General features: G+C 57.8%; 8 protein-coding genes. 5 read left to right on the top strand and 3 right to left on the bottom strand.

Translation table 11 applies throughout. From position 1 onward, the window contains the following. Window positions 1–26: 26 nt before the first annotated feature. The 5 genes from O3649_RS05370 (at window position 27) to O3649_RS05350 (ending at window position 10,014) form a co-directional block, all read left to right on the top strand. On the top strand, window positions 27–1,757 hold the full coding sequence (locus tag O3649_RS05370) for an ABC transporter family substrate-binding protein (protein ID WP_371573141.1): 1,731 nt from the start codon (window positions 27–29) through the stop codon (window positions 1,755–1,757). A gap of 408 nt (window positions 1,758–2,165) precedes the next feature. Continuing rightward, entirely contained in the window at window positions 2,166–3,866 is a 1,701-nt protein-coding gene (locus O3649_RS05365) for an ABC transporter family substrate-binding protein (RefSeq protein ID WP_371573139.1), read from the top strand. Window positions 3,867–4,309: 443 nt separating this feature from the next. Further along, entirely contained in the window at window positions 4,310–6,019 is a 1,710-nt protein-coding gene (locus tag O3649_RS05360) for an ABC transporter family substrate-binding protein (protein ID WP_371573137.1), read from the top strand. A gap of 333 nt (window positions 6,020–6,352) precedes the next feature. After that, a complete protein-coding gene (locus O3649_RS05355; RefSeq protein WP_371573135.1) occupies window positions 6,353–8,053 on the top strand; it encodes an ABC transporter family substrate-binding protein in 1,701 nt (566 codons plus the stop codon). 257 nt (window positions 8,054–8,310) lie between these two features. After that, on the top strand, window positions 8,311–10,014 hold the full coding sequence (locus O3649_RS05350; RefSeq protein ID WP_070615568.1) for an ABC transporter family substrate-binding protein: 1,704 nt from the start codon (window positions 8,311–8,313) through the stop codon (window positions 10,012–10,014). Window positions 10,015–10,189: 175 nt separating this feature from the next. On the opposite strand, the gene O3649_RS05345 is transcribed toward O3649_RS05350, so the two are convergent. The 3 genes from O3649_RS05345 to O3649_RS05335 form a co-directional block, all read right to left on the bottom strand. Next, a complete protein-coding gene (locus O3649_RS05345) occupies window positions 10,190–11,218 on the bottom strand; it encodes a dihydrodipicolinate synthase (RefSeq protein ID WP_371573133.1) in 1,029 nt (342 codons plus the stop codon). A 209-nt stretch (window positions 11,219–11,427) separates the two neighbouring features. Further along, a complete protein-coding gene (locus O3649_RS05340; RefSeq protein WP_371573131.1) occupies window positions 11,428–13,500 on the bottom strand; it encodes a glucose PTS transporter subunit IIA in 2,073 nt (690 codons plus the stop codon). Window positions 13,501–14,106: 606 nt separating this feature from the next. Next, window positions 14,107–16,665, bottom strand: coding sequence for an HAD-IC family P-type ATPase (locus O3649_RS05335; RefSeq protein ID WP_070629214.1), 2,559 nt, complete (start codon window positions 16,663–16,665; stop codon window positions 14,107–14,109). Window positions 16,666–16,801 lie beyond the last annotated feature (136 nt).

The raw sequence follows: 16,801 nt of genomic DNA, 5'->3' as shown, positions 1-16,801 counted from the left end.
CCACAAGACAGAAGGAAGCCACTCCCATGACCGCCAACACCGCATATACCGCGAGTAGCCACGAAGCGACCAAGAACAGCTTCAGCCGCCGCGCGCTCATTGGCGGCACCGCGGCTCTGGGAGCTGTAGGTCTGCTCAGCGCCTGCGGCAACGGCAGCGCAAGCTCTGAAAAGACTAAGGCCGCCGGCGCCGGTGCCAATATCGAAGACCTCTACAACATCAACGCTCAGGACGTGAACAGCCTGAAGAAGGGCGGCACCCTGCGCCTGCCCGCCGGATCCATCGGTCCGAACTTTAACTTCTACACCCAGAGCGGTAACACCAGCGATAACGTCAACGTTATGAGCACCATCAGCCAGGCCGGCATGTGGAACCTCGACTTTGACGGCACCTACAAGCTGAACACCGACTTCGCTGTCTCCTTCGAGCACAGCAAGAAGGACGATAAGATTCAGGTTGCCGTCAAGCTCAACCCCAAGGCTGTCTTCAACGATGGCACCCCCATCACCTACAAGGCGCTCCAGTCCACCTGGAACATCTTCAAGAGCCTGGATAACGGCTACAACATCGTCACCAGCGGCATCTACGAATTCGTTGAATCCGTAGAAAAGGGCGAAGACGACTACAGCGCAACCGTCACCTTCTCCAAGCCCTTCTACCCGCTGCAGAGCCTCTTCTCTGAGATTCTGCACCCCGCACTGGAAGACGTCGAGCTCTTCAACAACGGCTTCGTGGATGAGCCCCACCCCGAGTACTGGGCTGGCCCCTTCACCCTGGCGGATAAGGGCTGGGACTCCACCGCGAAGACCTTCAGTGTTGTGCCCAATGACAAGTGGTGGGGCACCAAGCCCCTGCTGGACAAGATTGTCTTTACCCAGATGGAGTCCAGCGCTGCACGTGCCGCGTTCAAGAACGATGAAATTGACGCTATCGGTGCGAGCACCTCCTCCACCTATGCCGAGGTGAAGAACATTGCGGGTACCGAACTGCGTAAGGGCACCCGCCTCTACGCCGGTGGCCTGGATATCAATCCCCGCCGCGTCAAGGATGCTGCCCTGCGTAAGGCAATCTTTGCCGGCACCAACCGTGAAGCACTCGCAAAGATTCAGTTCCAGGGTCTGCCCTACGAGGAAGCTATCCCCGGTTCGATGATTCACATGCCCTTCTCGCCCTACTACCAGGATTCTTACCCGACCCCGAATAACAGTGTTTCGGAGGCGCAGAAGATTCTGGAGGCCGCCGGCTACACCAAGAACGGCGACTACTACGAGAAGGACGGCACGAAGGCTGGCTGCGCAGTGGTGGTCTTCGGTGACGATCCGACCAACAAGGGTAAGGCTCAGACCTTCACTCAGCAGATGAAGGATGTCGGTATCGAGATCCGGATTGATCAGCACGCCGATAGCGAGTTCGCCACCATTCTGGGCAACTGGGACTACGATATTTCCTTCAGCGGCTACTCGGTCTCTGCTGACGCGACCGAGAGTACCAAGCAGTTCTACTACTCCGAGAACAACGAAGGTATCGGCAGCAAGGAAATCGATGCCCTCATCGACGCCATGACCCTCATTGAGGATGACAAGGAACGTAACCTCGCCTGCAACGAGATTGAGAAGAAGCACATGGCGGAGTTCGCCTTCCTGGGCACCATTACGAACGGTCCTGACTTTGTGATGGTCAAGAAGACTCTGGCTAACTACGGTCCGCGCCTGTACAAGTCGATGGACTGGGCTGCTGTGGGCTGGATGAACTCCTAAAAGGTGCCTGTCTTGCGAGCGGGTCGAATGCGTATATGCGCGTTCGGCCCGCTTTGCTGTGCCCGTTGGCTATTTCTGGAGGTGGGGGAGGGATGTTGCGCGAAGGGTGGTGGGGTTGTGCCGATGTGGATTTAGACCCGTTGCATTAGGGCTGGGCGTAATAATTGAGAAATATTTATCGTGTTGCGCGCCTGTAGTGATTTATGTGGTGTACACTACTAAAAATATTAAATGTGGCTTAGAACATAGCTTTAGGTCACATTATTTTGCATGGCTTGACCTGCCCGCCCATCACCGCAGATAGCAGGCGCTCCTACAGGCGGAAACCCCGCCTCCAGAGCACGCGAGCCACCCACTCTACACTGCAAACACTGCATCAGCGCAGTCCACACCCACAAGGAGCCCATCATGAGCCCCCACCCCATCCCCTCCCTCTCCGGATTCAACCCGATCATGAGCCGCCGCGTACTGTTCGGCGGCGCAACCGCCGTCGCTGCTGCCGGCGTACTGAGCGCTTGTGGCTCCTCGTCCTCCAAGACCGAGCACAAGGCAAGCGAAACCCCGTTCTATGAAATCAACGAGCAGGATGCCTCGAAGCTCAAGCAGGGCGGTACCCTGAACCTGAGCACTTACTCCCTTGGTCCGGACTTCAACCGTTTCTCCCAGAACGGCTCCAGCACCTCCGTCTCCGAAACCATGGGCGTTATCGCCGGTGCCGGCATCTGGCGTAGCACCTTCAAGGGTGAAGACGAGCTCGACCCCAACTACTGCCTCGGCTTCGAAGCTAAGGAAGTAGACGGCAAGATTACCGCAGAGGTTCGCCTGAACCCCAAGGCAGTCTTCAACGACGGCACCCCCATCGACATCGACGCCCTCAAGGCAACCTGGCAGATCCAGCGTGACCCCGACGGTGAATACAAGATTGCCGCGGCAGGTATCTACGAGTACATCGAAAGCGTTGAAGCTATCGATGGCGACCGCTACCACGCACGCGTTGTTTTCAAGACTGCGCACAACCCCGTCAAGGGTCTGCTCTTTGGTGGAATCCTGCACCCGGCGATGCTCGACGTAAACCTCTTCAACGAAGGCTTCGTGGACAACCCCCACCCCGAGCTCGGTTGCGGCCCCTTCACCCTGGCACCCAACGGCTGGAACTCCTCCGAGAAGACCTTCACTGCTGTGCCCAACGACAAGTGGTGGGGCGAGAAGCCCAAGCTGGACCGCATCGTCGTGCGTGAAATGGCAGACGCCGCAGCACGCGCCGCGTACAAGAACGGCGAACTGGACGTCGTCGAGTCACGTACCCTCAGCGCCTACAACGAGATGAAGGACGTTGCGAACTCTGAAATCCGCCGCGGTCGCCGCCTCTTCGCCGGCGGCATGAACCTGAACGCAGAGCACATCACTGATGTTGCTGTCCGTAAGGCAATCTTCCTGGGTATCGACCGTGGTGCTCTGGCAAAGATTCGCTTCCAGGGTCTGCCCTACGAAGAAGAAGTTCCCGGCTCGATGCTTCTGTTGGGTTCCTCCCAGTACTACCGCGACAACTACCCGGCACGTAACCCGGAGGAAGCACGCAAGGTCCTGGAGAAGGCAGGCTACACCAAGTCCGGCGACTTCTACGCGAAGGACGGCAAGACCATCACCCTGAAGCTGACCACCTTCGGTGATGACGCCACCACCAAGGGCCAGGCACAGACCTTCATCCAGAGCATGAAGGAAATCGGCATTAACTTCGAGCTCGATTCGCGTGCACAGTCTGAATTCTCGAAGGTTGTTGGTAACCGCGAGTACGACGTAAGCATTTCGGGCTTCGGCGTGACCTCCGAGCCGACCAGTGCAGCCGAGTACTTCTACCACTCCAAGAACTGGAACGGCGTCGGCACCCCCGAAATCGACGCTATGGTCGACGAGATAGTCACCATCCTCGACGACGCTAAGCGCGCCGAGAAGTGCAACGAAATTGAGAAGAAGCACATGAGCGAGGTTTGCCTCTTCATCCCGTTCCTCAATGGTCCGGACTTCAAGGCATGCCGCCCGAAGCTCGCTAACTACGGTGCGTTCCTCTTCAAGACCACCGACTGGTCTACCGTCGGCTGGATGGCATAAGCCGCAGTTTTAAGCTCCCTGCCCCCTATACGTTTTCGCAGTGTCGTATAGGGGTGGGGAGTTTTTTCTTGTGGAGGGTTCAGCGCGCTTTAGCTGCCCCGACGCTGTGCTTGTAACTTGTAACAACTCTCAAAGCACCGGGTGTGACGCGCTCGCGCGCCAATGCGACATAATATTTCATTTTTTAGTTTTCGCACGCGGCTTCCGCGTGATGATGCGGGTTCAGGTGCTGAACCCGTGATTTTTAGACGGTGTATAGTTCTTCCAGAGTCTGGACTGTGGTCTGCGTCGCTTCTTTTGGGGGTATACTGTGTTTCAACCACAAACAATGTGGGGGCTCTCACAAAGGTGACGGGCGGGAGCTTCGGCGCTCCCGCAAAATCGGCGCACAACACGGTGCGCTTATCAAATAGCACCTAAGCCCTCCGGCATGAGGAGAATACATGACTCATCTACGTATTAATCGCCGTACCCTGCTGACCGGCACCGTTGCCCTGGGTACCGTCGGCCTGCTCGCTGCATGCGGCGGCGGCTCTGACAAGAAGATCAGCGGTAAGGCTGCATCAAGCACCGAGGAAATCGTCAAGAACCTCGAAATTAACAAGCAGGACCGCTCCTCCCTCAAGCAGGGTGGCGAGTTCCGCGGTAGCGTCTCCGCAGTCGGCCCGAACTTCAACATTCTGACTCAGAGCGGCTACACCACCGAGAACCTCACCGCATTCGGTGGCGCCTGCAACATCCCCTCCGCTATCGGCTTCACCTCCCTAAGCCCTGCCGGCGACTACAGCCTCAACGACGACTACGTCAGCGACTACAAGGCTGAGACTGTTGACGGCGTGCAGACCATCACCTTCAAGCTCAACTCTAAGGCTGTCTTCAACGACGGCACCCCCGTTGACATTGAGGCAATCCGCGCCGCGTGGACCGTCTATCGCAACCCCGATGACGGCTACAACGTCATCGCCGCTCCCTTCTGGCAGCAGGTAGCGTCCATCGACCCCGTGGATGGCGACAAGACCCGCGTCAAGATTGTTATGTCCAAGCCCCTGTATCCTGCCGAAACCCTCGGCCTGCTCGGTCTGCACCCCGCACTGACCGACAAGGAGCTCTTCAACAACGGCTTCGTGAACAAGCCCATGGATCAGTACTGGTCCGGCCCCTTCAAGATTGGCGAGTGGAACTCTTCGGCTAAGACCCTCACCCTCGTGCCCAACGACAAGTGGTGGGGTGAGAAGCCGCTGCTGGACCGCATTATCTGGCGTGAAATGGGCGACGAAGCAGAGCGCGCAGCGTTCAAGAACGGCGAGCTGGACAGCATCGGCTTTGCTGGCCTGGCAACCTACAACGCCGTCAAGGGTCAGCCCGGTGTTCAGATTCGCTCCGGCCAGAGCGTTGGCGTGATTAACCTGCAGTTCAACCCGACCCGCGTGACCGACACCGCCCTGCGCCGTGCAGTCTTCGCCGCGGTTGACCGCTCCCAGCTGGCTAAGGTCAAGTTCGGCCAGATCAACTGGGAAGAGCCTCTGACCGGCTCCCTGATTGCTATGCCCTTCCAGAAGGGCTACCAGGACGCTATGCCCACCAACCCCGGCCCCGAGGCTGCGGCAAAGATCCTGGAAGCAGCAGGCTACTCCAAGAATGGCGACTACTACGCCAAGGACGGTAAGACTGCAGGCTTCTCCATCACCTACTTCGGTTCGGATGCAACCTCCCTGGCTCAGTTCCAGAACCTCGAGCAGCAGCTCAAGGCAGCAGGTATTAAGCTCGAGCAGGACAACCAGCCGCAGTCCCAGTTCAACTCCGTGATGGGCTCTAAGCAGTACGACTGCGCCTTCTCCGGTTGGGGTATTGGTGCTGACCCCGCAGACAGTGTTCAGTACTTCTACACCAGCGAAATCAACGAGGGCGTGGGCGATCCCGAGCTGGATAAGTACATCGCGTCCATTTACGAGAAGGAATCCCACGAGGAGCAGTTGAAGATGGCTGCTGAGGCTGAGAAGCAGCACATGGAGAAGGTCGCTATTTACTTCCCCTACGCTAACGGCCCCAGCTACGCAGCTGTGAAGGAGAAGCTGGCTAACTACGGTCCTTCCCTCTTCGCAACCAGTTACACCGACCCCAAGCGCTGGACCAATGTGGGTTGGCAGAACTAAAGCCACACGTTAATTTTCTGGATTCCTATTCGGTAGTTTCTGAATTTTTGGAGGCGCCGGCATAAGACTCCGGAAGGGTAAAGTCCCGCGGTATTCCGCCTCAGAGGCGGGATGCTGCGGGACTTTTCTGCGTTTTTGATGGGTGGTTATTGTGGTGGGGTAGTTTCGGGGATTGGCTGAAATATTTTCCCTGAAACGGTGAACTAGGTCATAGTGCATGGGAAATGTGTGTATACTATTGCCAATGCAAAATGTGCGTGCTGTCACAAAGGTGTGCGGGTTGTGTTCCCCCGCGTACAAAAATTCAGCATCCCACCTAACTGAGGAAAACTAATGACCACTTTCACCCTCAACCGTCGTACCCTGCTCACCGGCACCGTTGCCCTGGGTACCGTCGGCCTGCTCGCAGCCTGCGGCGGCAACTCCTCCAAGAACGAAACCAGCGCTCTCTCCGCCGGCGACGACCTCTCCAAGGCAGTCTCCTACAACGAGAAGGACCGCTCCGCCCTCAAGGACAGCGGCGAGCTGCGACTGAGCGCAGACGGCATTGGCCCGAACTTCAACATCCTCAACACCAACGGCTACACCGCCGGTAACCTGAACATTCAGGCGGCAATCAACTCCGCCTTCACCGGCGGCTTCTATGCTGACTTCCGCGGCGAGTCGCACATGAACGAGGACTACGTCACCGAATACAAGGCGCAGACCGTTGACGGCGTGCAGACTGTCACCTTCAAGATCAACCCGAAGGCAGCCTTCAACGACGGTACCCCCATCGACGTGAACGCCGTCAAGAGCTACCAGACCATCTACACCGCCGCGGCATCCGGTTCGGACTACCAGATCACCCCCTCGCCCATCTGGGAACAGGTCGCAAGCGTCGAGGCTGTGGACGGCGATACCCGCCACGTGAAGGTCACCATGTCCAAGCCCTGGTACCCCATCGAAGGCAGCTTCACCTCGTTCCTGCACCCGGCATTCGCCGATCCCAAGTTCTTCAACGACGGCCTGAACGACAAGCCCCTCGACCAGTACTGGGCAGGCCCCTTCAAGGTCGGCGAGTGGAACTCCTCCTCCAAGGTGCTCACCGTCGTCCGCAACGAGAAGTGGTGGGGCACCAAGCCCGCTCTTGAGCGCATCACCTGGCGTGAAATGAGCTCCCAGGCAGAGCAGGCAGCTTACAAGAATGGCGAAATCGACTACGTGGACGCCAGCACCCTCAGCTCCTATAACGAGCTCTCCGGCGTGGCAAACACTGACATCCGCAAGGGTAGCGCTCTCAGCGTGGGCAACTACGAAATCAACCCGGAAAAGGTGCCCCTGCCCGTCCGCCGCGCATTCGTTGCAGCCCTCAACCGTGAGCAGCTGCAGAAGCTGCGCTACGAGAAGCTCGGCTGGAAGGAAACCCTGCCCGGCTCCATGTGCATGCTGCCCATGCAGGAAGGCTACCAGGACAACTACCCGACCAAGCTTGGCAAGGATGTCGCCACCAAGATCCTCGAGGACGCAGGCTACACCAAGTCCGGTGACTACTACACCAAGGACGGCGCTAAGGTCTCCTACCCGGTCATCACCTTCGGTAGCGACCCGGTTGTCAGCTCCACCGCCCAGTTCCTGGTGCAGCAGATGAAGGAAATCGGCGTTGAACTGACCATCGAGAACCACGGTGCCTCCGAAATGTCGAGCATCATCTCCTCGAAGAACTTCGCGATTAAGACCGGTGGCTACGGCATCACCACCTCCCCGGTGGATGCAGCGAACTACTTCTACATCTCCGAGACCAACAACGGTCACGGTAAGGATCTGGACTCGCTGGCAGCAACCATGATGTCCACCGAGGACCCGAAGGAACAGCTCAAGATCATGAACGAGCTGGAGAAGCGCCACCTGGACGAGGTCGCCATCTACGTGCCCACCCACAACGGCCCGAACTTCAAGGCGTGCCGTAAGGGCCTGGCGAACTACGGCCCCATGCTCTTCGGTCTGCCCTACTACAACCCGAACGTATGGATCAACGTCGGTTGGGAGAAGTAAAAATCTAAGCGTTGAGCACCGCTCACACACTCCATAAGGGGTAAAAGCGCTACAGCGGCGTGTTACAGAAGGATTAAAACCTTCTGGAGCACGCCGCTTTCCCGTTCCTCAGAGATTTGCACGGATATACTTAAAACAAATGCGGGCATTCTGCCCGCGACCCCGGCAGAGACTGTCCTCCCGCCGGGTTGGAGTGTTAGTTGCGCACCGTTCGCGCGCCGCCTCCACAACACTGCGAATACTCTAGGAGAAATTCCATGAAGAGCATGTCTGTCTCTCGCCGTACCCTCCTGACCGGCACCGTTGCCCTCGGCACCGTTGGTCTACTGGCTGCCTGCGGCAGCTCGAAGGAAAAGGTTGGCGGTAGCGCCGCTAACAACGCTGAAGATATTCTGAAGAACCTTCAGGTCAACAAGCAGGACCGTTCCTCTCTCAAGCAGGGCGGCACCCTGACTCTCGCGGCTACCGCCCTGGGCCCGAACTTCAACCTGCAGACCCAGAGCGGCTACACCTCCAGCAACCTGGACGCACTGGCACCCTGCAACATTCCCGCCGTGATGGGCTTCTACACCATGAGCCCCGAAGGCGAAGGCACCCTCAACCCCGAGTTCTGCACCGAGCACAAGACCGAGACCGTCAATGGCGTGCAGACCGCGACCTTCAAGATCAACCCCAAGGCTGCTTTCAACGACGGCACCCCCATGGACGTGAACGCTGTTCGCGCCATGTGGAAGGTCTACCGCGCAACCACCGACAACCCCTACCACATCACCGACAACACCATGTGGCAGCAGGTTGAGAGCATCGAGGCTGTGGACGGTGATAACTTCCACGTCAAGGTCACCATGAAGGCTCCGTACTACCCCTCCGAGGGTCTGTGTGCCTTCGCAATCCACCCCGCACTGGAAGACGTCAACCTCTTCAACGAAGGCTTCGTTGACAAGCCCCTCGACCAGTACTGGGCTGGCCCCTTCAAGGTTGGCGAGTGGAACTCCTCCCAGAAGGTGCTCACCCTGGTCAAGAACGACAAGTGGTGGGGCGAGAAGCCGATCCTGGACCGCATCATCTGGCGTCAGATGGACTCCGAAGCAATCCGTGCAAGCTTCAAGAACGGCGAACTGGACGCCTTCACCTTCGTGGGTGCAACCAGCTACAACGCTGTGAAGGGCCAGGCTGGCACCGAGATTCGCCAGAGCCAGAACACCAACGTCAACATCATTCAGCTGAACCCCAAGCGCATCGAGGATCTGGCACTGCGCCGCGCAATCCTTGCTTCTGTGGACCGCGAGCAGATCGCTAAGGCATACTTCTCGCAGCTCGGCTGGACCGAGCCGCTGCCCGGCTCCATCATCGCAATGCCGTTCCAGAAGGGTTACCAGAACAACTACGCTGGTGACACCGGTGCACAGGCAGCTGGCAAGATTCTGGAGGCCGCAGGCTACTCCAAGTCCGGCGACTACTACGCTAAGAACGGCAAGGTTGCTGGCTTCGCTCTGACCTCTTTCGGTTCCGAGGCGGTCTACCAGGCGGTCTACCAGATTCTGGAGCAGCAGCTGAAGTCCGCAGGTATCCGCCTGAGCGCTGACAACCAGCCGCAGTCGAACTCCAACTCCGTGCTCGGCCAGAAGAGCTACGAAGCAATCTTCACCGGTTGGGGCGTTCTGCCCGACCTGGCTTCCTCGGCACCCTACTTCTTCACCACCGAGGTGTTCGGAGTCGGCGACCCCGAAGTTGATAAGCTCATCGAGAAGCTGCAGAACACCGAGAAGGAAGACGAGCGCATCAAGATCGCTAACGAGGCGGAGAAGCTCTACTACGAGAAGGTCGCAGTGTACCTGCCCTACGCAAACGGCCCGATGTACGCCGCTGTCAAGGCTAAGGTCGCGAACTACGGTCCGTCCCTGTTCAAGCAGAGCTACACCAGCGCTGACTACTGGGTCAACGTTGGCTGGCAGGAGTAGTACCGCTTACGGTAACGCTCTAGCCGTCCTGTAGGACTCGAAATCCCGGGTACTCTCACGAGAGAGTGCCCGGGATTTTTCTGTCCCGCTTGTTCTGTGTCTTTTAGCTGGATACATTAGCGGGATATGTAATTACAAAAAACGAGGGGGAGTGGAACGCCGCCCTAACCGGTTGCTACCACTCGCCCAGGTACAGGGCACGCTCCTGCAGGTATCTCAACATCTTCGGGTTCTGCCGCAGATAGAAGATGCGGTAAATGCCGCCTCCAGCAACGATGAAAGCCAGCGGGAAACCCAAAATCACGAGCACACGGCTCATATTGGCGGACAGGTCAAAAGGATCACCGCTGGTTGCCACCAGCACAATCCAGAGAGAATAGCCCACGCAGGCGAGCAGAGTGCCCCACATGCCGCGCACGAGCCAACTCACCAGCGTCACCGCAATGACCCACGCCAGCGCCAACGTGAACTGGTGCCGCTCCGCCTGAGCCCAAGGGAGCGCCCCCACGTAAATAATTGCGGGGATGCCCAGGTACCCGGGGATATTCAGCGAGGCAAGAATATTCACGCAGAAATAGCCCAAGAAAATAGCGCTCAACGATGAGGACAGGAACAGGTGCAGGGGAATCATGCCGTCGCCGCTATAGACGGCGGTCGGGCCCGCGTACACGGTTTCAAACATGAGGGTCAGCGGAGTCATCATGTACTCGATCCAGACGACCAGCGCAAAAGCCCCGAAAATGCCCAGAGCCTGCATCAGCGCAATCAACCGTGAACGCGCATCGTGAGGAATGGTGAAGCTCTGGCCCTTCGCCTTGACGCCGCAGAGATGAACGACAGCCACCATTGCCGCGATGCACAGTACCCAGCGCACGAGGACCCCCGGCAGCTCAGGAAGACCTCCATAAGCCCCCGTAGTGGGGTCGCCCCAGGCTCCGGGGAGCAGAGTAATGGCGTGGGTACCCTCGGGGAGGTGGGTGGAGGAAGCAAGCCGGTGCGGCTCGTAGATAACCCACCACAGAAGGCAGGCTGGAATCAGCGCGGAGAGCTTACGCAACAGAACCGGGAACGGCGCGGACTCATAGATGAGCGCCTCAAGATTGAGCCGACGCATCAGCCGCCGAACAGGAGAAAGAGCGCGTAGCTTTTTTTGCTGCTCTTCCCACACTCCGGTATCCCATGTCCTAGTATCAGAAGACATCATCGTATTCCCTATCACTTGAGAACTTCCTTGTTGAGCGTATTCTTACATTAGCAGAAATACCCCAGGGTAGTGCCTAAACCCCAGCAAACCCTGCCCAGCAAACCCGGCTCAAAGAATCAGCACATCAGGAAACAGGGCATAAGGGAAAGGGAACATAAGGAAAGGGACCCCACCACAATGGTGGGGCCCCTTAGAGCCTAGAAAGCGAACTACTTAGTGGTCACCTTCAGGACAGTGCTCAGGTTCTGGTGAGCAACGCCCGGCAGACCCTTGACCTCAGCGAACTTGCGGGTGTTGGTCACGATAACCGGGGTAATCAGCGGGTAACCCGCCTCCTTGATAACCTCAGGATCGAACTCAATCAGAGCGTCGCCAGCAGCAACAACATCGCCCTTAGCAACCTTCACGCTGAAGCCCTTACCGTCCAGGTTCACGGTATCCAGACCAACGTGAATCAGCAGCTCAATACCGTTCTCCAGCTTCAGACCCACAGCGTGGCCCGAGGGGTAGGTTGCAGCAACCTTACCGGCTGCGGGAGCAACAACAGTGGTACCGGTCGGCTCAATAGCCACACCCTCGCCCAGCTTGCCAGCAGCGAAAATCGGGTCCGGAACATCAGATAGAGCAACAGCAGTACCCTCAATGGGAGCGTGCAGCTCAATGACCTCACCGGCGGAAGCAGCGGGTGCAGCAGCGGCGGTCGCAGTAGCGGCAGCAGCCGGAGCAGCCTTAGCAGCAACAGCCTCAGCCTTGGGAGCGGCCTCAGCATCCTCAGCCTTACGCTCCGCAGCGTGCCTTACAGCGTCAGCCTTCGACTCGTAACCGAACAGCAGAACACCGGTCATAGCGCCGAAGAACGCAATAGCCAGACCAATCACGTACAGGTACGAAGGCTGCATAGCCGGAATCGACAGCAGCGAAGTGAACGCGAACGCGTAGGACTTAACACCCAGGAAGGAAATGGTAGCGCCACCAATCACAGCGGGAACCAAAATAATCGGAATCACGCGCTTGTAACGCAGCACCACACCGTACAGGGACGGCTCAGAAATACCACCGAGCAGACCGGACATCGACGCACCAACAGCGGTCTGACGCAGCTCACGGTCGTGCTTAGCCTTGATAGCCACACCGGTCACCAGACCGAACACAGCGAAGTTGTACGCACCCATCGGGGACTGAATGAAGTCAGTACCCATGGTCTGCAAGTTGTTAATCATGACGGCGTTCAGCGGCCAGTGCAGACCCAGCGGAACCATGAACAGGTACAGACCAGCAATCAGAGCACCAACCAGAGCCGGAGCCTGGTCGTTAACCATCTTCAGGAAGTCAGAGATGCCCATAGCCACACCAATACCGATGGGGCCAACCAGGAACGCAGTCACCGGAACCAGAATGATGACCGAAATCATCGGCACGAACACCATCTGCAGCATCGAAGGAATAACCTTCTTCAGGAAGCGCTCAAGCGGAGCCAGCAGAGCAACAGCCAGCAGCGGGGGGAAGACCTGGCCGGTGTAGCTGAACGCGTACAGCGGCAGATCCAGACCGAAGAACGGAACGTTCAGAATCTTAGTGGTCTTATCAGCCAGAGCAGTCAGATCGGTGAAGGTACCGGTCATCAGCGCAGCGGGGATAGCCGCACCAACCCACATGTTCGCGCCCAGACGCTTAGCAGCGGTAGCACCCAGCATGATAGGCATGAAGTTCAGAACAGACAGCGACGCAGCCTTCAGGATGTACCAGAAAGCAAACTGCTGCATCCACTGGTTGTTCAGAGCCTTAGCAGCCTCCGGGTCAGCCACACGAGCACCGTTAATGATGTCGATGTTCACGCTCTGACCGGTCAAGTCAGTGTACTGGCCGAAGAAGCCCAGCTGCTGCATGAACACAATCAGGGTCAGAATCATCGAGGTACCCAGAAGTGCCCACAGCAGCGGACGGAAGGAGTCAGACAGAACGTCGAAGACGTTGGTAAGCCAACCGGACTTCTTGCCCTCAGCCTCAACCGTGGTGTCACCCTCAGCGTGGCCGGACATAGAAGGCAGAGCGTTGATCTCGTTGTACACAGCCTCAACGCGCTCGCCCAGCACCACCTGAGTCTGGCCGGACTGTTCAATCACAGAGAGAACGCCGGGCAGGCCCTCAATCTTCTTGTTCTGCACTGCATCATTCGACACAGGAGTAACACGAAGGCGGGTCGCACAGTGAGTAATGTGCGCGATGTTCTCGGGGCCACCCAGGCCGTCAAGAATCTTCTCGCCAAGTTCGCGGTTATTCACGATACTTCCTTAGATATGCGGTCAATGTCTATGCGGTTGTTGCCGGAGGCTGTGCCTACCTGACGCTGCGGTAGCCGAAAAGCCCCGGAAAACACGTCCAGAAAACACAAAAGACCCGAGTCTCTCGACCACCGGAAGCACTACACTCGTGCCCACTATGGAGCTTCGGTACAGCAAATAGAGGGGATTCTCGGCAGATATATGCTGCCGTCCCATACGGTGTTGAGTAACTCAGGTCTTGCCTGCCAAACCAGTAACAACCCTGAAGAAGGTTTCCCTTCTCAAATAGTTCCCTGTAACTCTAAGGGTTTTCCCAGGTTAAGAGCAAGGTGAGAGGCAAAAGCTATCAGAAGCTGTTAAATGTTTCATCCAAGTGATAGCTGAGAATAGCTGAGACACGCTCTCGGCGCTGCCTGCGGGGAGCCTCCCGGCTGGACTCCAGCAGGGCTCAGGCAAAGCCTAGGCAGGGTCCCAGAGCCCTCCGGTACGCCCAGATACGCCCCGGACTGGGCGCTCATGAAGACGGCGCTCATGAAGACGTGGAAGGGCCCCGCATCCACAGGATACGGGGCCCACACGCTACCGAAGCAGCTACCTTCCGACTAACTACTTAGCCGGGAAGAAATTCAGCGGAGCAACCTCCAGCTCAGGGTAATTACGCTTCTGCCAACGGCGATTACGATGCGCATTCACCTCAATCAGCGCGGCACCCAGAGCACCGGCGCCCAGCGAGGTCCACAGCAGATGCGGAAGCACAGTAACGAACTGGTGGTACTCCACCAGAATCGGCACGAACAACGCCGCGAAGAACACCGCAAGCAACGCACCAAACAGCAGAACACGAGCACGGTTGAACGGGCGAGCCACCGCAGCCAAGTTCCACAGACCCATCATCACCAGGGTGATGAACGAAGCCGTCTGAATCTGACGGATATCATCAACACCCATGCCGCGAGCCGTGAACGTCACCGCCAACAGCATCGCAACCACAATAATCGAGTTCGGAACCGTGTAATTCAGCACGCGGCGCAAGAAGCCCGGCACGTAACGGCGCGAATTCGGCAACAGAGTCAACGCGAAGGACGACGCACCCACAATCAAGAAGTCCGCAGTCGAGTACTGACGCGGCAAGAACGGGAAGGTCAAACCGAAGAGGCTGAACAGAACGCCCAGAAGAATCGCGAAACCAGTCTTCGTCAAGAACAGGTTCGCCACCATCTCAATGTTCGTAATGACCTGACGGCCCTGCTCCAGCGCAGCCGGCAGAGACGAGAACTTACCGTCCAGAAGAACCAGACGAGAAACAGCCTTCGTCGCCGGAGCAGCGTTACCCATCGCAATACCCAAGCTTGCATGCTTGAGCGCCAGAGCGTCGTTAATGCCGTCACCGGTCATCGCCACCACATGGCCGCGCTCCTTCAGGGCAATCACCATGTTCTTCTTCTGCTCGGGCGACACACGACCGAAAATATTGTGAGTAGCCGCAGCCTCAGCAAGCTCCGGACCGTCCTCAGGCAGAGTCGACGCATCAACCGCGCCCGCAGAAGTATCCATGCCCGCAGTCTTCGCAGCCGCAGCCACAGTGAACGGGTTATCACCCGAGAAGACCTTCAGAGTCACACCCTGACGGTGGAAATACTCCACAATTTCAGGCGCATCCGCTCGCACATTCTCACGGAAAATCACGAACAGAACCGGGGCAGCATCCGACGGAATCTTCTGGATCGGCTCATCCTTCTCATTGCGAACCACCGCAGAAGCATGCGCCAAAACCATCGTGCGCAGACCCAACGCCGCCAACTCGGCGGCACGCTCACGCTCAGCGGTGCCCTTGGCGAGAAGCGCCTCCGGAGCACCCAGAAGCCAGGCGCCCGAATCCTTAAACTCAATCGCGCTAAAACGCAGAGCCGAAGAGAACGGCACAATACCGCTCACCGACGCCGAGGAAGCATCCGGGAAACCGCCGGTCAGAGCCGCCGCAGTCGGGTTCGCGTTCTCGTCATGACCGAACCACGCCAGCGCCTCATTCCAGCCAGCGGGCAGAGAAGCACGCCAGGAAGTGTGCTCGGCAGAGTCAGCGTCGGGACCCCCAGCCTCAGCAACGGTGTCCAGCGGGCGCACCGAATCAAAAATCACGCCACCCTCGGTGAGAGTACCGGTCTTATCGAAGCAGACCACGTCCACACGAGCCAGAACCTCAACCGCAGGCTGCTCCTGCACCAGGATATTGTGCTTACGGCCCAGCGCCACAGCTGCCGCCGCAAACGCCAGAGTAGTCATCAGCGCCAGACCCTGCGGAATCATCGAAGCAACCGAGGACACCACAGCAATAGAAACCTGCTCCCACAGGCGGTTTTGCTGCACGGTCTCTAGGCCACCAGCCGCCTGAATCTGACCCCACGACACCACAGGAATAATGACCGCAAGGCCCACCGTAATCCAGCGGACCACACGGTTCAACGCATCACGCAGCTCAGACTGAATACGCGAGAACTGACGCGCCTCATCAGAAATCTTGCTTGCACGAGAATTCGCACCCACGTGAGAGAGCAGGACGCGGCCGGTACCACCCAATACACTTGATGCCGACAGCACCATATCGCCGGGGCGCTTAGCAATCGGGTCGTTCTCACCGGTCAGCAGGGACTCGTCCAGCTCCAAAGAATCGGAGGTGAGCACAACAGCATCCGCGGGAACCTGATCGCCGCGCTTGAGGATGACAACGTCACCCTCAACCAGCTGCTCCATCGGAACCTCAACGCTCTTGCCGTCACGCACGGCAGTAGCGGGGGAGCGGTCCAGCAGGGAGATGCGGTCCAGCTCAAGCTTCGCCTTGTACTCCTGCACAAAACCAATCACCACGTTAGCGATAACAGCCGCCAGGAAGAGCAGATCAGCCCAACGCTGGTACATGATCACTACGGCACCACAGGCACCCAACACAAAGTTGAAGACCGTGAACAGGTGCGCACGCATAATGCTCCACAGCGTGCGAGAAGACTTATTGTTCTGGGTATTGACCCTACCTTCAGCAGTCAGGCGAGCAACATCATCGCTGCTCAAACCGTGCTGGGCAATATCGAAAGATCCGCTATGCGGTGTTTCAGAATATTCGGGAATGTAGCCGGCAACGGCAGGCGCTGCCGTTTTCTGCTGAGGATCCATGCGGGGGTCTCTTTCTCGAATGGATGGAATGCTGAACTGAATAGAGTTCAGTATTGCGGACACTACCTTTCAGTGTATCCGTGCAGAAGGGGATAAAGATAATCTCCGCCCTGTAATGAGCTGATAGTTACAGTCA

Origin of the sequence: Rothia sp. 27098_8_29 (assembly GCF_041432785.1) — a bacterium.
Taxonomy (GTDB): Bacteria; Actinomycetota; Actinomycetes; order Actinomycetales; family Micrococcaceae; genus Rothia; species Rothia mucilaginosa.
The sequence above is the reverse complement of the archived record's forward strand: the minus strand, read 5'-3'. Positions and strand labels throughout refer to the sequence as shown.